At 38.6% G+C, this 19,049-nt stretch carries 21 protein-coding genes and 1 riboswitch; of the genes, 2 read left to right on the top strand and 19 right to left on the bottom strand.

The window, feature by feature from the left end:
• Positions 1-17 precede the first annotated feature (17 nt).
• From sufC to AS180_RS12210, 13 genes are all read right to left on the bottom strand, one after another.
• Entirely contained in the window at positions 18-803 is a 786-nt protein-coding gene (sufC, locus tag AS180_RS12270; RefSeq protein WP_025909435.1) for a Fe-S cluster assembly ATPase SufC, read from the bottom strand.
• Positions 804-1,028: 225 nt separating this feature from the next.
• Positions 1,029-1,394 carry a carboxymuconolactone decarboxylase family protein gene (locus tag AS180_RS12265; RefSeq protein ID WP_025909436.1) on the bottom strand — a complete coding sequence of 122 codons (366 nt, stop codon included), beginning with the start codon at positions 1,392-1,394 and terminating at the stop codon, positions 1,029-1,031.
• 124 nt (positions 1,395-1,518) lie between these two features.
• Positions 1,519-2,361, bottom strand: a complete 843-nt coding sequence (locus tag AS180_RS12260) for a MetQ/NlpA family ABC transporter substrate-binding protein (protein WP_062686870.1) — start codon at positions 2,359-2,361, stop codon at positions 1,519-1,521.
• A 16-nt stretch (positions 2,362-2,377) separates the two neighbouring features.
• Positions 2,378-3,046, bottom strand: a complete 669-nt coding sequence (locus tag AS180_RS12255) for a methionine ABC transporter permease (protein ID WP_025909438.1) — start codon at positions 3,044-3,046, stop codon at positions 2,378-2,380.
• Positions 3,036-4,064 carry a methionine ABC transporter ATP-binding protein gene (locus AS180_RS12250; RefSeq protein WP_025909439.1) on the bottom strand — a complete coding sequence of 343 codons (1,029 nt, stop codon included), beginning with the start codon at positions 4,062-4,064 and terminating at the stop codon, positions 3,036-3,038. The genes AS180_RS12255 and AS180_RS12250 overlap by 11 nt, the downstream gene beginning before the upstream one ends.
• 110 nt (positions 4,065-4,174) lie before the next feature.
• Positions 4,175-4,281, bottom strand: a riboswitch (SAM riboswitch).
• A gap of 144 nt (positions 4,282-4,425) precedes the next feature.
• A complete protein-coding gene (locus AS180_RS12245) occupies positions 4,426-4,725 on the bottom strand; it encodes a thioredoxin family protein (protein WP_025909440.1) in 300 nt (99 codons plus the stop codon).
• A gap of 13 nt (positions 4,726-4,738) precedes the next feature.
• Positions 4,739-5,089 carry a toprim domain-containing protein gene (locus AS180_RS12240; protein WP_025909441.1) on the bottom strand — a complete coding sequence of 117 codons (351 nt, stop codon included), beginning with the start codon at positions 5,087-5,089 and terminating at the stop codon, positions 4,739-4,741.
• Between the two features lie 231 nt (positions 5,090-5,320).
• Positions 5,321-5,563 carry a YusG family protein gene (locus tag AS180_RS12235; protein ID WP_025909442.1) on the bottom strand — a complete coding sequence of 81 codons (243 nt, stop codon included), beginning with the start codon at positions 5,561-5,563 and terminating at the stop codon, positions 5,321-5,323.
• Between the two features lie 108 nt (positions 5,564-5,671).
• Positions 5,672-6,055, bottom strand: coding sequence for a glycine cleavage system protein GcvH (gene gcvH / locus AS180_RS12230; RefSeq protein ID WP_025909443.1), 384 nt, complete (start codon positions 6,053-6,055; stop codon positions 5,672-5,674).
• Between the two features lie 113 nt (positions 6,056-6,168).
• On the bottom strand, positions 6,169-6,525 hold the full coding sequence (locus AS180_RS12225) for an arsenate reductase family protein (protein WP_025909444.1): 357 nt from the start codon (positions 6,523-6,525) through the stop codon (positions 6,169-6,171).
• 150 nt (positions 6,526-6,675) lie between these two features.
• Positions 6,676-8,460: an acyl-CoA dehydrogenase family protein gene (locus AS180_RS12220; RefSeq protein ID WP_025909445.1), complete on the bottom strand. Its 1,785-nt coding sequence runs from the start codon at positions 8,458-8,460 to the stop codon at positions 6,676-6,678.
• A gap of 21 nt (positions 8,461-8,481) precedes the next feature.
• Positions 8,482-9,660, bottom strand: a complete 1,179-nt coding sequence (locus tag AS180_RS12215; RefSeq protein ID WP_025909446.1) for an acetyl-CoA C-acetyltransferase — start codon at positions 9,658-9,660, stop codon at positions 8,482-8,484.
• Positions 9,661-9,672: 12 nt separating this feature from the next.
• Positions 9,673-12,057: a 3-hydroxyacyl-CoA dehydrogenase/enoyl-CoA hydratase family protein gene (locus tag AS180_RS12210; protein ID WP_025909447.1), complete on the bottom strand. Its 2,385-nt coding sequence runs from the start codon at positions 12,055-12,057 to the stop codon at positions 9,673-9,675.
• Positions 12,058-12,238: 181 nt separating this feature from the next.
• Between AS180_RS12210 and AS180_RS21675 the strand changes: the two genes are divergently transcribed.
• Positions 12,239-12,388 (top strand): YuzL family protein, encoded by a 150-nt coding sequence (locus AS180_RS21675; protein ID WP_076512331.1) that lies wholly within the window; start codon positions 12,239-12,241, stop codon positions 12,386-12,388.
• A gap of 51 nt (positions 12,389-12,439) precedes the next feature.
• Here the strand turns inward: AS180_RS21675 and AS180_RS12205 are convergent, their stop codons facing one another.
• From AS180_RS12205 to AS180_RS12180, 6 genes are all read right to left on the bottom strand, one after another.
• The gene (locus AS180_RS12205) at positions 12,440-13,357 is read right to left on the bottom strand and encodes a proline dehydrogenase family protein (protein WP_025909448.1); all 918 of its coding nucleotides are present in this window, start codon (positions 13,355-13,357) and stop codon (positions 12,440-12,442) included.
• 364 nt (positions 13,358-13,721) lie between these two features.
• Complete coding sequence (locus tag AS180_RS12200; protein ID WP_025909449.1) at positions 13,722-13,970, bottom strand: DUF2573 family protein; 249 nt, start codon at positions 13,968-13,970, stop codon at positions 13,722-13,724.
• Positions 13,963-14,700, bottom strand: a complete 738-nt coding sequence (locus tag AS180_RS12195; protein ID WP_025909450.1) for an IucA/IucC family C-terminal-domain containing protein — start codon at positions 14,698-14,700, stop codon at positions 13,963-13,965. The genes AS180_RS12200 and AS180_RS12195 overlap by 8 nt, the downstream gene beginning before the upstream one ends.
• Complete coding sequence (locus AS180_RS12190; RefSeq protein WP_025909451.1) at positions 14,693-15,517, bottom strand: ABC transporter ATP-binding protein; 825 nt, start codon at positions 15,515-15,517, stop codon at positions 14,693-14,695. Before AS180_RS12190 ends, AS180_RS12195 begins: the two co-directional genes overlap by 8 nt.
• Before the next feature lie 31 nt (positions 15,518-15,548).
• Positions 15,549-16,598: a FecCD family ABC transporter permease gene (locus AS180_RS12185; protein WP_025909452.1), complete on the bottom strand. Its 1,050-nt coding sequence runs from the start codon at positions 16,596-16,598 to the stop codon at positions 15,549-15,551.
• Positions 16,595-17,596, bottom strand: a complete 1,002-nt coding sequence (locus AS180_RS12180) for a FecCD family ABC transporter permease (RefSeq protein WP_025909453.1) — start codon at positions 17,594-17,596, stop codon at positions 16,595-16,597. The genes AS180_RS12185 and AS180_RS12180 overlap by 4 nt, the downstream gene beginning before the upstream one ends.
• 183 nt (positions 17,597-17,779) lie before the next feature.
• Between AS180_RS12180 and AS180_RS12175 the strand changes: the two genes are divergently transcribed.
• Positions 17,780-18,754 (top strand): ABC transporter substrate-binding protein, encoded by a 975-nt coding sequence (locus AS180_RS12175; RefSeq protein WP_025909454.1) that lies wholly within the window; start codon positions 17,780-17,782, stop codon positions 18,752-18,754.
• The last annotated feature ends 295 nt before the right edge of the window (positions 18,755-19,049 follow it).

Here is a 19,049-nt window from a genome sequence, read left to right as displayed (position 1 = left end):
AGAAATCCTCCTAATGCTTATGCTTCTTGCCCTACAGTTTCGTCTTCAATACCTAATTCTTTCTTAATCCAGTCATAGCCTTCTGCTTCTAAGCGCTGAGCTAATTCAGGACCGCCTGATTTCACAACGCGACCTTGCATCATAACGTGAACATGGTCTGGTGTAATGTAGTTTAATAGGCGTTGGTAGTGAGTAATCATTAAGCAACCAAAATCGCTACCACGTAGCTCGTTGATTCCTTTTGATACTACTTTTAACGCATCGATATCTAAACCTGAATCAATCTCATCAAGGATTGCAATAGCAGGTTTTAACATCATTAGTTGAAGGATTTCGTTACGCTTTTTCTCTCCACCAGAGAAACCTTCATTTAAATAACGTTGTGCCATATCTTGATCCATTTCTAAGAAGTCCATGTTTTTATCTAGTTGACGGATAAACTTCATTAGTGAAATTTCATCGCCTTCTTCACGACGCGCATTAATTGATGAACGTAAGAAGTCTGCATTTGTTACGCCGCTAATTTCACTTGGGTATTGCATTGCAAGGAACAGACCTGCACGCGCACGCTCGTCCACTTCCATTTCAAGTACGTCTTCACCATCAAGTGTAATGCTACCTTGTGTTACTTCATATTTAGGGTGCCCCATAATTGCTGAAGATAAAGTGGATTTACCTGTACCGTTTGGACCCATGATTGCATGAATCTCTCCGCCTTTAACTTCTAAGTTAACACCTTTTAAAATCTCTTTGCCTTCAATTGAAACATGAAGATCTTTAATGATTAAAGTTGAACCTGCCATACTAAAACCTCCAGTTATAGATGTATATACTAAAATCAGATATACCTATATCTTTTTAATTATTCTCATTTTATTCTCATTACAATCTTATAACAAATGAAAACTTATAGCAACCTTTTGAGATAAACGCTTTGTTCTTATATGTATACATATTTTACCCGTATAAAAAACGTTGCTTTCATAGGCGTAACCAACCTTTAAAGCAACGTCTGCTTATCATTTATTTTAGTGTGTTTGACGTTTTAATTCCTGCACGCATTCCTGCACTAACGTGACAGATTGACTCATCGCTGCTCCGCCACCAAATGCTGCCGAAACGCCACAAGCTTCTAAAATCTCTTGCTCAGTTGCTCCGTTATCTAAGCAACCTTTTGTATGATAAATCATGCAATATTCATTTTGAGCTACAACGCTAATTCCTAATGCAATCAGCTGCTTGTCTTTTTTAGAAACAGACCCTTCTTCAAAACAAGCCTCTGTGAAAGTGTTGAACGTTTCAGTCAATCGTGGAAGCTTTTCACTGAATGTTCCCATTCCTACCTTATAATTATGAAGTGCCTGCTCTGTTGAATGACTTGTTTCTTGTTGCATCCCTCTTGCCAACTCCATTCGTCATAGTTTTCATCATTAGTATGGATGATACAAATCGGAGTTATACTTAACGCTAAAAATAGAAAAAATCGACCAAGCCTAAACCTAGTCGATTTTAATCTGTTTATTCGTTTACAGGAAGCACTGCGCCTTTATACTTCTCTTCGATGAAGTCTTGAATTTCTTTTGAGTGAAGTACTTCTACTAACGCTTTTACTTCTTCTTTGTTTTCATCACCTTTACGAACTGTGATAATGTTTGCATATGGATTGTTTTCTTTTGATTCTACAGCGATTGGATCTTTAACAGGGTCTAAACCAGCATCTAACGCATAGTTTGCGTTAATAACAACCGCATCGCCTTCATTGTTGTTATACACTTGAGGTAATAAACCACCTTCAACGTCTGCTTTAAACGTTAAGTTTTTAGGGTTTTCTACAATATCATCAAGCGTTGCATCTTGCTTTTTAACGCCTTCTTTTAACTTAATTACGCCTTCTTTTTCAAAAATTGAAAGAATACGACCTTGTTCTGCTACTGCATCACGCATAATTACCGTACCGTTTTTCGGAAGGTCTTTTAATGACTTGTACTTTTTAGAGTAGATACCGATTGGTTCGATATGAATAGCTCCTGCACTTACAAAATCATAATTTGGGTTTTCTTCTAATACAGATTCTAGATAAGGAATATGTTGGAAGTAGTTCGCATCAATTTCTTTTCCATCTAGTGCTGTGTTAGGTAAAATATAATCTTGGAATGGTTTAATGTCTAACTCAATTCCTTTTTCCTCTAACAATGGCTTTGCTTCTTCTAAAATTTCAGCGTGAGGAATGTTTGACGCCCCCACCACAATTTTCTTTTCGTCTTCTGATGAATCTGACCCACTGCCTCCAGATGAACCACAAGCAGCTACACCTAAAACTAAAGCAGATGATAAAGCAAATGTTGAAACCCATTTTTTCATAATATATTTCCTCCTCTTATCGTTTGTCAATTTTAGACGTGATAAAATCACCAATAAACTGGATAATAAATACAATCACTAAAATTAAAACTGTCGCAACAAGGGTTACATCACTATTATTTCGCTGGAAGCCTTCTAAATATGCTAAGTTTCCTAAACCACCAGCTCCAACCGCTCCAGCCATTGCTGTATAGCCAATGAGTGCGATTGCTGTAACCGTCAAACCAGAAATTAAAGCAGGCATTGATTCTGGAAGCAGCACTTTAAAGATAATTGTGCTTGTTTTCGCTCCCATCGATTTTGCTGCTTCAATCACACCTTTATCAATTTCGCGAAGGCCGATTTCAACCATACGCGCGTAAAATGGTGCGGCTCCAACAATAAGAGCTGGCAAAGCTGCTTCTGCTCCTAGCATTGTTCCCACAATTGCTTTTGTAAACGGAATGAGCAAAATTAGTAAGATGATAAATGGAATGGATCGAAAGATGTTTACAAAAGCTCCTATAATAATATTAACGAAGCGGTTTTCCCAAAGCTGACCTTTGCCTGTTAAAAATAGAAGTAAGCCTAGCACAATTCCTAATATAAACGTGGCAACAACTGAGATACTTGTCATATAAAGTGTTTCAATCGTTGCTGCACTAAATTTATCATACGTTACGTTTGGGAATAATTCAGTTAGCATCCGTCATCACCTCAATTTCTACCTGTTGTTCACGGATGTACTCAATTACTTTATTAACCTCTGCTTCTTCACCATCTAAATGAATAAATAAGGTTCCATAAGAGCCCGTTTGTGTATAAGAAACTTTCCCTTGTAAGATGTTAATCGTGACATCAAATGCTTTTAAAATGCTCGTAATGAGCGGTTGCTCCGCTTTTCCACCTACAAATGTGAGCTGAACAATTCGACCGCTTGGATAAAGTTCCTTCACCTGCTCCACTGTCTCAAACGTTTCTTCTGGCTCTGAAATTTGCTGTACAAATCGCTTTGTAATATTTTGCTGTGGTTTACGGAATACTTCAAGTACTTCTCCTTGTTCGACTACTTTTCCATTTTCCATCACAGCTACACGATGACAAATTTTACGGATTACGTGCATTTCATGCGTGATTAAGACAATCGTTAAACCTAGCTTTTCATTAATATCAACTAGCAAATCCAAGATCGAATCTGTTGTTTGTGGATCAAGTGCCGATGTTGCTTCGTCACATAATAAGACTTTTGGGTTATTAGCTAACGCTCTTGCAATTCCTACACGCTGTTTTTGCCCGCCGCTCAGCTGAGATGGGTAGGCATTTTCTCTACCTTCTAATCCAACTAGTTTAATGAGCTCGTTTACACGTTCTGCTCGTTTGTTTTTTGGAACACCGGCAATTTCAAGTGGAAACGCAATGTTTTCTTGCACGGTACGAGACCAAAGTAAATTAAAATGCTGAAAAATCATGCTAATTTCTTGGCGAGCTTGTCTAAGCTTAGCACCTTTAATTTTCCCAATTTGATTTCCTGCTACTTCTACTGTTCCAGAAGTAGGTGTTTCTAAACCATTTAATAAGCGAATAAGAGAGCTTTTCCCTGCTCCACTATATCCAATGATGCCGAAGATTTCACCTTTTGCCACTGATAAATTAACCTGATCAACGGCCGTGACTTTCCCACTTTTAGCATCATATATTTTCGTTACATCTTGTAACGTAATCATCTTCTTCACCTTCTTTGTTGACTTGCTCTGTCTGCTTAGTGTGTCCTTGCTTTTAGAAAATAAAAAAACCTTTCTACACGTGAGCAGAAAGGTTTTTGATAAAATCCTTTCTCTCATCTTTCAAAGCTTATGCTTTGCAGGAATTGGCACCATTTCAGTTAGTCTGACGGTTGCCGGGTTTCATAGGGCACAGTCCCTCCACCTCTCTTGATAAGAGTTAACGACAAATTATTGAAATTATTTTGTTTTCATCAAATATTCATTTATTTATGTTTGTGATTCTAGCATGTGTCAGAAAGGGTGTCAACAAAAAATGCGCATAGGATAATAATCCCATGCACACCCTTAAACAAATGTTTGTTTAACTAAGACGTTCCATTACATATTCAACAGAGTGAAAAGCATACAGCTTCTGCTTCACTTCGCCATTTCTATATTCAATTAGGCATGGAACACTTTCAATTTCGAGCAAAGACGCTTTAGCAGGCATATAGTTTAAATTACTCATTCCGATTGTTAAGTCTGGAATAATCGCTTCTACTACTGTTAACATTTTTTTAGCTAGTTGGCACGTTCCACAAAGGGGTGTATGGAAAAAAATAACCGTACGCTCGTCTTTATTTAGCTTTTCGTCTAGCTGTTCCTCTGTCCACTCTTCCATGTTACTCATCCTTCTATATTAAAAATTCTGCGTTAACATCTATATTAGCACTTAAAAGTACCGTAGCAATATGATTTCTTGGGGCCGCCGCTACCTCACGATACATTTTATCGATATAAAGGTGCTCCGCTTCCGGAAGTTCTTTTTTAAACTGTTTCCGTAATTTATTGCCGGAATCATCTGAGTCAACCAAGATATACACATCTTTATCATACGTGGAATCGATAATCTCATCTAGCTTTGACAAGCTGATGGTTCCATTTGTACAAATAATCTCAATCGGTTCATTAATAATACTTTCGATTCGCTTTTTGTCAGACTTACCTTCTACAATAATTACTTTTTCAATTTCTATTAAACGCATCGTCATCACCTATGATTATCAGTTGTATAGTAACGTTATTCCTTTATGCTATACAATATTCGTTAATGTAACACAGTTCCCCTGTTTTTTAAAAGATTTTGCTGTAAAAAGAACATATATGAATTGTTTTTTATTGAAAAAATAGACTATTTTCGATCATCTTAGACTGATGGCGCCAAACCTTATGTGGTTGGCGCCATCAGTCTTGCACTCAGAGGTTTCATGCTAAATTTAGCACCAACCCTCTTCTGAATCGCAGTCCGTATACTTTTGTGTAGCTCCAGCCTGGACGTCAGCATACTGATAAATCTTGTTATTTTCTTGCGTGTAACCTGACTCTAAATTATATTGATTACCCGTTGCACCATAATTCACATGGCCAATTGATTGTTTATCTACATACAATTGCATACCATTTTCATGAAATTTTGCTGTAATTCGATCCGTTATGTCAACTTTTTTATGTTCGAACATAAAAAGACACCCCTTTAGCTTGTTTACTAAATAGAGTGCCCTTTTTGTTATAGGTCCATGAAGACAAATTATGGATATACTAAGTGAAATGTCTTAAGATGAAGTCAATTAACCTTCGTTAATCATTTCATCGTATTGTTCAGCTGTCATAAGCTTCTCAACATCTGCCGAATCAGCAGGCTTAATTACAACCATCCATGCTTTTTCATATGGAGACTCGTTTACAAACTCAGGATTATCGCTTAATTCTTCGTTTACTTCTACAACCTCACCGCTAATTGGTGCATATAGCTCTGATACTGTTTTCACAGATTCTACGCTACCAAACGGCTCGTCTGCTTCAACTTTATCGCCAACTTCTGGAAGCTCAACAAATACAATGTCACCAAGTTCAGATTGTGCAAAGTGTGTAATTCCTACCCGGCAAACTTCTCCTTCGCTTTTTACCCACTCATGCTCTTCTGAATAACGCAACTCTTTTGGTGTACTCATCTTAATCCCTCCAATAAATTATGTATGCCGCTAATGAATAGCAACGACTACCTCTTATCAGTGTAACGTAAACAACAGGTTTTTTCTATTTGAATCCGCACGGAATTTTAAATTTATTTCCACGTTGTGTCAAATTCTTCTTCTTTAAACCCTACCGTTACTTTATCACCGTCAGTTAATAACGGGCGCTTGATTAACATCCCGTCAGATGAAAGGATTTCAAGTAATTCCTCATCACTTGCTGTTGCAACTTTGTCTTTCAGACCTAGCTCACGATACTTCTTTCCGCTTGTATTAAAGAATTTCTTTAGCGGCAAGCCACTATTTTGATAATAGCTCGTTAGCTGCTCTTTCGTTGGTGGATTTTCGATAATATGAATTTCTTCATACGCCACACCATTTTGATCTAGCCATTGTTTTGCTTTTCGACATGTACCACATTTAGGATATGAATAGAATAATACGCTCATTATTTCGCCTCCTTTTTCTTCGCTTTTTCGTATTTTAACACATCCAACTTTAATTTACCTATTTTAGTTTGCAGTTAAACAAAGAAAAGCTGTGTAAAGGAGAATACTCATACTTTCCCTTTACACAGCTCTCTATTACATACTTTAAAATTACACAATAAAGCGCTCTTCTTCCAATACAACCTTTGCAATTTCTCGCTTAACAACAATAACGTTGACCGGCGTGTGACGAGTTAGCTTTCGTAATGACGAGAGCATCATACGTAGCGTATCTCCTTCTTCTACAGCAATAAGCGTTTCTTTTGCATCCGCTTCAATTTTATTAAATGCTTCTTGGCAGAATACTTTTGTATAGTTGACTTTAAGCTGATTTTTTTCTTCTCCATTTTTCAAAATTGCTTTTTCCGTACGTAATACAGCAGATTCCATTGCATATACGTTGCTTATCATGTCAGAAATATTAACTAACACCTCTTGTTCACCCTCAAGTTTTTTACCATACTTTTGAGCTGCTAGACCAAGTAGTAATAGCGCAATTTTTTTACCATTACGAACTAATAGTTTAGATTGATCTAATGCGCCTTCTCCAGCTTCTTCAGGCATTAGCATCATAAGCTCTTCCTGTAGTGACTGAGCTTTTTGTAACAATGGAAGCTCACCTTTTAAGGCTTTGCGTAAGTACGTTCCTGGCACCAATAAACGATTGATTTCATTTGTTCCTTCAAAAATACGGTTGATTCGAGAATCACGGTACAAGCGCTCAATTTCATATTCGCTCATAAAGCCATAGCCACCATGAAGCTGAACTCCCTCGTCTACTAAATAATCTAGCACTTCCGTTGCAAATACTTTATTTAACGAACACTCAATGGCATACTCTGCAATTGAGGCAGCAATTTCTTTTCCATCTTTTTGTTGCTCTTCCGATAGCTGACCCATTCTGTCTTCAAAGAGACCAACCGTACGATAAACAGAGCTTTCAGAAGCATATAATTTCGATGCCATGGTTGCAATCTTTTCTTGTGTTAACGAAAATTTTGCAATCGGTGTCTTAAACTGTTGGCGTTGATTCACGTATTCAGAAGTTAATTCTACCGCACGCTTACCAGCTCCTACTGCCCCTACACCTAGCTTATAGCGACCGATATTTAAGATATTAAACGCGATGATATGACCTTTTCCAATTTGTCCAAGTACGTTTTCTTTTGGTACATGTGCATCTTCTAAAATAAGGGTACGCGTTGAAGAGCTCTTAATACCCATTTTCTTTTCTTCAGGACCAACAGATACACCCGCATAGTCACGTTCAACGATAAACGCTGAGAACTGCTCTCCATCTATTTTCGCATACACAACAAATACATCAGCAAAACCAGCGTTTGTAATCCATTGTTTTTCACCATTTAACACGTAGTGAGTACCTTCTGCATTTAGACGAGCGACTGTTTTCGCTCCCAATGCATCTGAACCTGATCCTGGCTCTGTTAACGCATACGCGGCAATCTTACCTCCAGTTGCTAAATCTGGTAGATACTTTTGCTTTTGCTCCTCTGTTCCGAACAACACAATCGGAAGAGAACCGATTCCAACATGTGCACCGTGTGTGATAGAAAATCCGCCTGCACGCGACATTTTTTCAGCAATTAATGCCGATGCAATCTTATCTAATCCAAGACCTCCATACTCTTCTGGAACATCAGCTCCTAGTAATCCAAGGTCACCGGCTTGCTTTAATAGCTTTACTGAGCGATCAAACTCATGCTTTTCTAAAAATTCTACTTGCGGTATTACTTCGTTCTCAACGTATTCATCCGTTGTTTTGGCAATCATTTTATGTTCACTCGTGAAATCCTCTGGTGTATATACTCGCTCTGCTGAAAGATCGTTAATTAAAAAGCTACCACCTTTAATTGTTTGTTCCGTTTGGTTTGCCATCTCCATATCCCCCTTATTTCATTAAGCTAATAATTCAAATACACCAGCAGCGCCCATCCCGCCACCAATACACATCGTTACAACGCCAAATTGTTCATTTCTTCTCTTCATTTCATGCAATAAACTGAGCGTTAATTTTGTGCCGGTGCAGCCAAGTGGATGGCCCAGAGCAATTGCTCCACCGTTAACATTCACACGATCTTCGTCAATGTTCAATTCACGAATAACCCCTAACGCTTGAGATGCAAAGGCCTCGTTTAACTCAAATAGTCCAATATCTGAAAGTTCAAGTCCCGCTAGCTTTAATGCTTTTGGAATAGCTGCTATTGGACCAATTCCCATCACTTCTGGTGGAACGCCACCAACTGCAAACGAACGAAACTTTGCTAGCGGACGCAAACCTTCTGCATCTGCTTGTTCACGGTCCATTAGCATTACGGTAGCAGCTCCATCACTTGTTTGCGATGAATTCCCTGCCGTTACCGAACCCGTCATAGAAAATGCAGGTCGTAACTTGCTTAAAATTGCTGCTGTTGTCCCTTCACGCACTCCTTCATCTTGTGAAAAAACAACCTTATTTTCTTCCATTTTATTTTGACTATTTAACCTTCTCATCGTCACTTCAACAGGTACAATTTCATCTTTAAACTTGCCTTCTTGAAGAGCTTTAGCTGCTTTTTGATGACTTCTTACAGCAAATGCATCTTGGTCTTCACGTGAAATGCCATATTTCAGCGCAACTTGCTCAGCTGTATGCCCCATTCCCATGTAATATTCAGGTGCATTTTCTACCAGCTGTACATTCGGGCGAGCCACATTTCCAAACATCGGAACCATGCTCATAGACTCGGCTCCTCCAGCCAATACCGTCTTGGCCTGCCCTAACATAATGCGCTCTGCTCCATAGGCAATACTCTGTAACCCTGAAGAGCAATAACGATTAATTGTAATCGCTGGAACGGTATATGAAAGTCCCGCTAACGCTCCGATATTACGAGCCATGTTCAAGCCTTGTTCGGCTTCTGGCATGGCACAGCCAATAATTAAATCGTCAATTGGTCCTTCATAGCCTCCTGCTCTTCTCAGCGTTTCCTTTACCGTAATTGCACCTAAATCATCAGGACGAACCGTAGCAAGCGTACCTTTTTTCGCTTTTCCAACCGGTGTTCTAGCACCGGCTACAATTACCGCTTCTCTCATTCCTTCTCCCCCTTAGTTACGCAATGGTTTCCCTTTTACTAGCATATGTTGCATACGTTGTTGAGACTTCATCTCTCCCACTAAGCTCAAGAATGCTTCTCTCTCTAAATCTAGTAAATAATCTTCGTCTACTTTTGTTCCATAAGGTACGCGTCCGCCAGCAATAACAAACGCTAATTTCTTCGCAATTTCATAATCATGATCAGAAATGAAGCCTGAATACTTCATTGATTGAGCTCCTAACAATAAAGTTGCATATCCCGTTTCACCAACGACCGGCACTTTTTCACGAATCGGTGGCTTATAACCGGCCTGAGATAATGACAGAACAGACTGCTTTGCTTCATGAAGCAAATGGTCTTGGTTTGAGGTGATGCCATCTTGGTGATTTAAGAAATTTAGCTCTCTTGCATGAAGAGCAGAACTAGAGACTTTAGCTGTGGCAATCGTTTCAAACGTTTTATTTGCAATTTGCTGCAAATCTAAGGTCACATCATTTGGAAGACCTTTTAACTGCTTTAAGTAAAGCTCTTTGTTTCCACCTCCACCTGGAATTAAGCCAACTCCGACTTCAACTAACCCCATATATGTTTCAGCAGATGCCTGAACTTTAGCAGTTGGTAAACAAATCTCTGTTCCTCCGCCAAGCGTCATCGCAAACGGTGCTGCAACGACAGGTTTTTCATTATATTTTACTTTCATCATCGCCTGTTGGAACTGACGAATAACAAATTCAATTTCAAAGAAATTATCGTCTTGAGCTTCCATTAAAATCATGGCTAGATTCGCACCCACGCAGAAGTTTTTACTTTGATTTCCAATCACTAGACCTCTGTAATTCCGATTCACTTCCTCTAATGATTCATTTAGCAGCTGAATAATATCTAGACCAATAGCATTGTTTGGTGATGTGAACTGCAAGCACGCCACATCATCTCCTAAATCAATTAAACTCGCACCACTATTCTTTTTAATGACTTTATCTTGCGCTTTTAATGCTGATAGATGGACAATTTTTTTGTTTTCCACAACTGGTTTATATTCGTTTCGATCATAATAAATTTTCTGTCCATCTAGCTCTTTATAAAATGCAGAAAATCCGCTTTCCTTCATTTCCTTGATCCAGTCAGGCATTTCTAACCCTTCGGTCTCCATTTTTTCAATCGCAGAGGTGAATCCAATTGCATCCCATGTTTCAAATGGACCATAATCCCAGCCAAATCCCCACTTCATCGCTTGATCAATAGCCACAATATCATCTGCAATTTCATCTTTTAACTGGGCTGAATAAAGTAAGACTGGGCTAATGATTTTCCATAAGAAGGACCCAGCACGGTCATCCGAATATAGAAGCGCTTTCATTTTATTGGAGAATCCTTTTGTTTGTTTACTTAATTCAACAGACGCTGTTCTAAGTTTTTTACGCTCTTCATACTGTAAAGTATCTGGATTTAACTCTAGAATTTCTTTGCCTTTTTTCAAGAAGAATCCTTGACCAGACTTACTTCCCAGCCAGCCGTTTTGCTGCATTATTTTCATAAATGCAGGAATGTTAAAAACCTCTTTTTCTTTTCCATCCACTTTATCGTAGACGTTATTAGCCACATGAATAAACGTATCAAGTCCTACAACGTCAAGCGTTCGGAACGTAGCGCTTTTAGGTCTTCCAATGAGTGGTCCCGTAATGGAGTCAACTTCACCAACGCTATAGCCACCTTTAAGCATTTCTTGAACTGTTACCAGCAAACCATAGGTTCCAATTCGATTTGCAATAAAATTAGGCGTATCTTTTGCAAGGACAACGCCTTTTCCAAGAATGTTTTCACCAAAATCCTTTATATATTGAACAACTTCTTCTTTTGTATCTTCAGTAGGAATAACTTCTAATAACTTTAAATAACGCGGTGGATTAAAGAAATGTGTTCCTAAGAAGTGCGTTTTAAAATCATCAGATCGACCGCTTGCCATTGCTTCAATTGAAATACCTGAAGTGTTTGAACTTATAATAGTTCCTGGCTTCCTTACCGCATCAACTTTTTCAAAGAGCTGTTGTTTTACATCTAATCTTTCAACCACCACTTCAATGATCCAGTCACAATCGCTCAGCTTTTCAAGGTCATCTTCTAAATTTCCTGCCTGAATGAAAGCCACTCGTGATTTGGCCATTAAAGGAGCAGGCTTCTGCTTAGCTAAATTTTTTAATGCCGTTAAGCTCATTCGATTACGTACCTGTGGACTTTCTAGCGTCAGTCCACTTTTGGTTTCTTCCGGATTTAATTCACTGGGCACAATATCCAATAGCAAGGTTTCGATTCCCGCGTTTGCTAAGTGTGCTGCAATGCCAGATCCCATTACCCCTGAGCCAATTACAGCTGCCTTCTTAATTTTAAAGCTCATTCTTACATCCCCCTCTATACATTGAATGAATAGTCATTCATTTTATAATTAAAAAAAAGAGAGCTACTTTTAATCTCTGATATTACTATAAAACATTTTTTAAATTTTCGCAATATACGAACGTAATTATTTACAACTATTTTTTATTTCTTTGGTTATATTAAACCCAGGAGGTGATACCATGTCACGCTTAAAAAAAGATCCTTCATCAGCAGGTGTAAGCGCAGCTAGCGTTAAAGGAAATGCTGGCCCAACACAAGAAGTGCATAATCACGGTAAAAAAACATCTCAAAATCAACAATATGGAAAACAAAATATGCAGGATAATTAAGCTATAGATCGAACAAGGAGGTATCGTCTTGTTCGATCTTTTTCATGAATATTATTTTTTCACAATGCCCTTTAAAATAAAAGCTACATTCGCTGGACGCTCAGCTAGCCTTCTCATAAAATATCCGTACCAATCCTTCCCGTACGGTACATATACACGCATCGTATATCCTTCTTTCCTTAACTGCTTTTGACGCTCGGGTCGAATACCAAACAACATTTGAAACTCAAATTGATCACGCGGAATATCATGAATGACTGCTAACTTCTTTGTATACTCAATAATTTGATCATCATGCGTTGCAATTGCTGTATAGTGACCATTAAGCAAGTGTAATTTAATGAGATTCTTAAAACTATCATCTACATCAATTTTATCTGGAAAGGCAACGGCCGCTGATTCCTTATATGCTCCTTTTACTAGTCTTAGGTTTGGAGCGTATCCACTCAGGGTTTTAATATCCTGCTCTGTTCGATATAAGTATGCTTGAAGCACCGTACCAACATTATCGTAGCGCTTTTTAAGTTCTTTAAAAATATTAATGGTCTTTCCGCAGCGGTGGTAATCTTCCATATCAATTGTAATGAATACATTATATTGTTTTGCTTCCTTCAAGATGTATTCCATGTTTTTCATCACTAACTCTGTGGAAATATCTAAGCCCATTGATGTTAACTTTAATGAAAGCTGAGAGCTAAGCTTCTCTTGGTGAATGCGTCGAATTGCTTGGATACAATGTTCCGTCATATAACCAGCCTCTTCTTCCGTTGTAACAAATTCACCCAAGTGATCAATTGTAACATCCAGCCCTTGGTCATTTAGTTCACGCACTACGTCTACTGCTCCGTCAATTGTCTCACCTGCTACAAAACGCGCGGCTCCAAAGCGTAAGCCATAATGCTTCGCTAACTTTGTTAACATTTTATTTTGAGATAAAAATAAAAAAAAGTTGCGCATCGTTTGTTCCATAGCATTTCCCCCGATTTTTTATCTTCTGAGCTTATATTAAAGCTTCCACCCTTCACCGAACCGTTTAATATAGCAGTTATTATACATTTTAACATTTTTTTGAAAATAGAGATACATTCAACTAGCAACTTGTCGTCTTTTCTTTACTAGTATATGTACCTTATTTTTGTCCCGTTCTGCAATTTATTTAGACAAAAAAGAGGATGGGACATAACAAAACAAATTTCCCAAAAAAAGAACGTTCTATTCCACTCTGTTTCCAACATTGTTTTCACAATCAACAAAAAACCTAAACGATTAAAAATGAGGAACTCTCAATCGTTTAGGTTTATCATTGACTGAATTACTTATGTCCCAGCCTCTTTTAGCTTTTGCTTTCACGAAGCTCTTCGTTTAAGCTTTTTATTTCTTTAATTAGTTCGACCATCTCTTGCTTAGCCTCAGGATATTGATGATTCCAATGCTTAATTAACGGTGGCATTGACTTTGAAATATATGTATACAAAGCCCACTTCTCAATCTTATCCTTTAAATCTGGATTTGTTTCTCCCACCATGAGCTCCGTATATTTTTCTAGAAGTGCATCAAACTTCTCGTTAAATTCTTTATCCATAAATTGGCGCCTCCTTGTCTTGTGCTCGACATAAAATGGGACAGCTTTTACAATACTTCTTCTTTCCAGCCAGCTGATAGGATAGACAGCACGTTTGACGACTTTTTGCTCTTGTATAGCACCTTAAAGGGTTGACTTCATATTGACCAAACTGATTACCCGCTGCTTCATAGAAAAGATAAGTAAAGTCATCTTCTAACTGAAGCTGATTGACGTTATTATCTTTTTTTAATTGGTCATATAGCCAAAGTAGGTACACGGCAATATTTTCCCACAGCACCCTTTTTGAAATACCTGTATATTGATTAAGTGGATTCCAGATTGACTCAAATCCTTCAGACAAGAGTTCAGTCACTATTTCTTTTCGTTCTTCGTTTCGATTCGCTACGTCAACTTGAGTAATGGCTTGTTCCGGGTAATAGACTTGAGGTAACCATAACCCATCATCTTCACACTCTGCTTGTAAAGAAAGGCGCTGCACGTCGACTCTTTTTTGACATACAGAAAAGGCATATAAGCAGCCTGCTGCTACAAACCCTAATCTTTTTGCAAAAATAGAAGCGACCACTCTTAAGTTGGGCGCTTCTATCTTGTCTTGAATAAAAGAGAGAGCACTCTCCATCTTCCGCTCATCAGCAAGATCTGCTATCTTCATCTCATAGGCTGACGTTTGTATAAAAGTAGCTCTAAACTTCTCTGCTAACGCTTGCTGTTCTTTTTTATTAAGCATGCTGGAGTTCAGCTCCAACCTTTTGAACCACACATCTTCCTCTGCCGTGCGGAATACAAAGCGGTGTCCCAAAAAGCGGGTCAACTGTTACTTCACAATTCATATTAAACACATTACGAACCAGCTGACACGTAATCACTTCTTCAGGTTTTCCCTGCGCATAAATTTGTTTGTCCTGAAGTGCTACAATATGGTGAGCATAACGACATGCTAAATTTAAATCATGTAAAACCATTACGATTGTTCGCTGTTCTTTTTCATTTAATTCAAACAGCAAATCAAGGATTTCAATTTGATGAGTCATATCCAAATACGTTGTTGGTTCGTCAAGCAAGATAATATCCGTATCTTGAGCAAGAGTCATAGCAATCCAAGCACGCTGCCTTTGCCCTCCAGATAAAGAGTCTACCTGACGATCAGCTAAATCACTTAGCCCTGTCGATTCTAGCGCTTTTTGAACCTTTTCTTCGTCTTCTTTCGACCATTGGCGAAACCAATTTTGATAAGGGTAACGCCCCTGCTTCACAAGCTGTAAAACAGTAAGACCCTCAGGTGCTACCGGTCCTTGAGGTAGGATAGCTAATTGCTTAGCAATTTCTTTTGTTGGCAAAGATGATATTTTAGATCCTTCTAACAGAACCGAACCTGTTTGCGGCTTTAAAAGCCGAGCAAGTGAGCGTAACAGCGTTGACTTCCCACAGCCGTTACTTCCGATAAAAACCGTAATCTCTCCTTTAGGAATCTTCAAATCTAATTCATTGATAATCATTGTTTCTCCATACGACAAGCTTAACGACTTTGTTTCTAATGAATGCATGACTTTCACTCCTTTTTTGAAAAGATTAAGTTTAGACGTTACGCTGCTTATATAACAAGTAGATAAAATATGGTGCTCCAATTGCTGCTGTGAAAACACCTGCTGGTATTTCAAGCGGTAAAAAGAACGTTCTTCCTACTAAATCTGCAGCCACAATTAAAATTGCACCAATCAGTGCCGATAATGGAAGCAATACTCCAAACGACGAGCCAACGAGGCGGCGAGCAATATGAGGTGCTAATAGCCCAACAAAGCTAATACCTCCAGCAAACGCGACGGCGGTACCCGTTAGTGCCGTACTCATTACAAGCAGCATTAAGCGGTTTTTTTGAACATGACTTCCCACATTAATAGCAACTTCTTCACCCAGCTCTTGAATATTCAGGTTACGAACCATAACCAATGCAATAATGATTAAAATAACAGTAATTGGAGCAATCGTATATACATTTGTCCAGTTTGATCCATATACGCTACCAGTAATCCAAATATTCGCTTGGCTCGCTTGATAAATTGGACCCATAATCATAAATAAGGTTGTCATTGCCTTGGTCAAAGCGGTTAAGCCGATGCCAATCAGTACTAAGGTAATCGGTGATACTCCGTTTCGCCAAGCGAAAATATAAAGCAAGATTGCTACAATTAAAGCGCCTAAAAATGCGCTAAGCGGCAGCCATTGAATGCTAACTGTTAGGGAGTTTTTCTCGTCGCTAAATAATGCTAAAAATAAAACGACTCCAACAGAAGCTCCTCCCGTTAAACCAATTAAGTCTGGTGATGCCAAAGGATTACGAACAAGACCTTGAAGAATGGCTCCTGCTGCCGCTAAGCAAATGCCTGCACAAATAGCGACAAGAATACGAGGTAACCGAAATGACGTGACCACTAATTTTTCAAACTCAAGGCCCTGCCCAAATAAAATTCCGATAATTTTATTTGGGCCAATGAACAATTCACCCATCCCAGCACTTAATACAAAGAGTGCAAACAGTAACAACGTACAAACTGAAATAATAATTGTAGCTTTTATATTTAGTAAAAAAGAGAGATTTTTTAAACGAATCGGTTGATATTTCTTCATGCTTTAGCGCCCTTTCTTGCTAAATAAATAAAGAATGGGGTTCCAATAAAAGCAGTCATAACGCCAACAGGAATCTCTTCCGGCATAATAACATAGCGAGCTGCAATATCTGCAATTAACAGCAAAATCCCCCCTGCTACTGCGCTATAAGGGAAAATCCAACGATAGTCGTGGCCCACAAACGCTCTTACGATATGAGGAATGATAATACCTACAAAGCTAATAGGGCCTGCAATGGCAACGGCTCCTCCTGCCAAGATGGCAATGAGTATACCTGCTGTTAGTTTGACAGCAACGGTTCGCTGCCCTAAACTTCTCGCCACATCTTCACCCATATTTAAAATATTTATTTTCCCTGCCAGAATAAATGACACGATAATTGCGACAGCAATATAAGGTAGTACGCCATACAACACTTCTAGTTTACGCCCTTGTACTGAACCTGCTAGCCAATACAGTACTTGATCGAGTGCTGTTTCATCCAATACGAGTAAACCTTGTGTTAAAGAAGAAAAAAACGCAGCAATTGCTGCTCCAGCAAGCGTCATTTTTATAGGCGTTAGTCCTTCTTTACCAATCGAGCCTAACAAATACACTGCTACTACGGTTAAAGCCGCTCCAACAAATGCAATCCACGTAAAGGCTTGCAGAGAGTTTACTGAAAAAATCATGATGGCAACCACGATAAAAAAACCTGCTCCAGCATTCACACCAAGAATATCAGGGGAAGCAAGCGGATTTTTCGTTAACGCTTGCATCATTGCGCCTGCAATCCCAAGACATGCACCTACAACAGCACCTATTAGAGCACGTGGTAATCGAACATTTTGTATAACTAAATGTTCGTTTGAACCATCGAACGACTGGAACGCATTTATAGCTGTTTTTATGCTTGTATCTGTATAGCCTAAGACAATGCTTAAACCAATACAAATTAGTAGAAAGATTATACTTAAAATTAAACCAGTTACTCTCATTTTTCTATTTTGCAAAATCATCTTCATTGCTCCTCTAAGGTAGCCTATTTAACTATTACTTTCTTTTAGTTTAGGGAACATTAAAATGAGTGTCAATGACTTTGAGAATCATTTTCAACTTTTTATTGACAGCCTTTAATTTTTGCAATATTATCATAGTTACAATTGAAAATCATTATCAATCATACATAGGGGGTTCATTAAATGAAAGCGTCTAAAGTGAAATATTTATTCTCACTGATGGCTGTAATGGTTCTTGTTTTCTTAGCAGCTTGCGGTAATTCATCATCTGAAGGTGAAAAAGAAAACAGCGACAGCGCAGCAAAAGATCAGTCTTATACAATTAAACACGCAATGGGTGAAACAAAAATTGACGGAACGCCAAAACGTGTTGTTATTTTGACAAATGAAGGTACGGAAGCACTATTAGCTATGGGTGTTAAGCCAGTCGGAGCAGTAGAGTCTTGGTTAGGAGATCCTTGGTATGACCATATTAAAGACCAAATGGAAGGTGTTAAAAGCGTAGGTACTGAAAGCGAACCTAGTCTTGAAACGATTGCATCTTTAAAGCCAGACTTAATTATTGGTAACAAAATGCGTCAAGAAAAAGTGTATGATCAATTAAGCCAAATCGCACCAACTGTTTTTGCTGAAGAACTAAGAGGCGACTGGAAAGAAAACTTCAAGCTTTACTCAAAAGCAGTAAATAAAGAAGATGAAGGTAAAAAAGTATTAGCTGACTTTGATAACCGAGTGGCTGATTTAAAAGAGAAGCTTGGAGACCAAAAGAAAGAAGAAATTTCAGTTGTACGCTTTACAGCTGGCGATGTACGTATTTATCATAAAGATTCATTTTCTGGTGTAATTCTAGATCAACTTGGCTTTGCTCGTCCTGAATCACAACAGCAGAACGACTTAGCTGAAATGAACGCAACAAAAGAGCGTATTCCAGCGATGGATGGAGATAAATTATTCTACTTCTCATACGAAACTGGTGATGGAGAAGCTACAAAGGTAGCTGAAGAGTGGACCAACGATCCATTGTTTAAAAACTTGAACGTATCAAAAACAGATAGCGTGTATCCTGTAGAAGATGCAATCTGGAATACTGCTGGTGGTGTATTAGCTGCGAATATCATGCTAGATGATATTGAAAAAGTATTTTTATCTGAAAAATAAACAACAGGAGGCTGGGACATAAGTAATTCAGCCAATGATAAACCTGAACGATTGAGAGTTTCTCACTTTTAATCGTTCAGGTTTTTTGTTGATTGTGAAAACAATGTTGGAAACAGGGTGGAATGGAGCGTAGGACACTCGACTCCTGCGGGAAAGAGAGGGAAAACTGAGATCCCGCAGCGCAGCGAGGAAGCTCAGGTTCCTCCCCGCGGAAAGCGAGTGGCCGTAGCGCAATGGAACGAACGTGTTCAGACAAACCAAAGAGATTGGAACAGCTATTGTTCGTCTCTTAGAA

The organism is Priestia veravalensis, assembly GCF_001457055.1.
GTDB classification, from domain to species: domain Bacteria; phylum Bacillota; class Bacilli; order Bacillales; family Bacillaceae_H; genus Priestia; species Priestia flexa.
Note: the sequence above shows the minus strand (reverse complement) of the source record. Positions and strands in the feature narration are given on the sequence as shown.

Bases quoted from the DNA above. Each gene is read 5' to 3' on its own strand.
- sufC (WP_025909435.1), bottom strand. From the start codon at position 803: ATGGCAGGTTCAACTTTAATCATTAAAGATCTTCATGTTTCAATTGAA.
- AS180_RS12265 (WP_025909436.1), bottom strand. From the start codon at position 1,394: ATGCAACAAGAAACAAGTCATTCAACAGAGCAGGCACTTCATAATTAT.
- AS180_RS12260 (WP_062686870.1), bottom strand. From the start codon at position 2,361: ATGAAAAAATGGGTTTCAACATTTGCTTTATCATCTGCTTTAGTTTTA.
- AS180_RS12255 (WP_025909438.1), bottom strand. From the start codon at position 3,046: ATGCTAACTGAATTATTCCCAAACGTAACGTATGATAAATTTAGTGCA.
- AS180_RS12250 (WP_025909439.1), bottom strand. From the start codon at position 4,064: ATGATTACGTTACAAGATGTAACGAAAATATATGATGCTAAAAGTGGG.
- AS180_RS12245 (WP_025909440.1), bottom strand. From the start codon at position 4,725: ATGGAAGAGTGGACAGAGGAACAGCTAGACGAAAAGCTAAATAAAGAC.
- AS180_RS12240 (WP_025909441.1), bottom strand. From the start codon at position 5,089: ATGCGTTTAATAGAAATTGAAAAAGTAATTATTGTAGAAGGTAAGTCT.
- AS180_RS12235 (WP_025909442.1), bottom strand. From the start codon at position 5,563: ATGTTCGAACATAAAAAAGTTGACATAACGGATCGAATTACAGCAAAA.
- gcvH (WP_025909443.1), bottom strand. From the start codon at position 6,055: ATGAGTACACCAAAAGAGTTGCGTTATTCAGAAGAGCATGAGTGGGTA.
- AS180_RS12225 (WP_025909444.1), bottom strand. From the start codon at position 6,525: ATGAGCGTATTATTCTATTCATATCCTAAATGTGGTACATGTCGAAAA.
- AS180_RS12220 (WP_025909445.1), bottom strand. From the start codon at position 8,460: ATGGCAAACCAAACGGAACAAACAATTAAAGGTGGTAGCTTTTTAATT.
- AS180_RS12215 (WP_025909446.1), bottom strand. From the start codon at position 9,660: ATGAGAGAAGCGGTAATTGTAGCCGGTGCTAGAACACCGGTTGGAAAA.
- AS180_RS12210 (WP_025909447.1), bottom strand. From the start codon at position 12,057: ATGAGCTTTAAAATTAAGAAGGCAGCTGTAATTGGCTCAGGGGTAATG.
- AS180_RS21675 (WP_076512331.1), top strand. From the start codon at position 12,239: ATGTCACGCTTAAAAAAAGATCCTTCATCAGCAGGTGTAAGCGCAGCT.
- AS180_RS12205 (WP_025909448.1), bottom strand. From the start codon at position 13,357: ATGGAACAAACGATGCGCAACTTTTTTTTATTTTTATCTCAAAATAAA.
- AS180_RS12200 (WP_025909449.1), bottom strand. From the start codon at position 13,970: ATGGATAAAGAATTTAACGAGAAGTTTGATGCACTTCTAGAAAAATAT.
- AS180_RS12195 (WP_025909450.1), bottom strand. From the start codon at position 14,700: ATGCTTAATAAAAAAGAACAGCAAGCGTTAGCAGAGAAGTTTAGAGCT.
- AS180_RS12190 (WP_025909451.1), bottom strand. From the start codon at position 15,517: ATGCATTCATTAGAAACAAAGTCGTTAAGCTTGTCGTATGGAGAAACA.
- AS180_RS12185 (WP_025909452.1), bottom strand. From the start codon at position 16,598: ATGAAGAAATATCAACCGATTCGTTTAAAAAATCTCTCTTTTTTACTA.
- AS180_RS12180 (WP_025909453.1), bottom strand. From the start codon at position 17,596: ATGATTTTGCAAAATAGAAAAATGAGAGTAACTGGTTTAATTTTAAGT.
- AS180_RS12175 (WP_025909454.1), top strand. From the start codon at position 17,780: ATGAAAGCGTCTAAAGTGAAATATTTATTCTCACTGATGGCTGTAATG.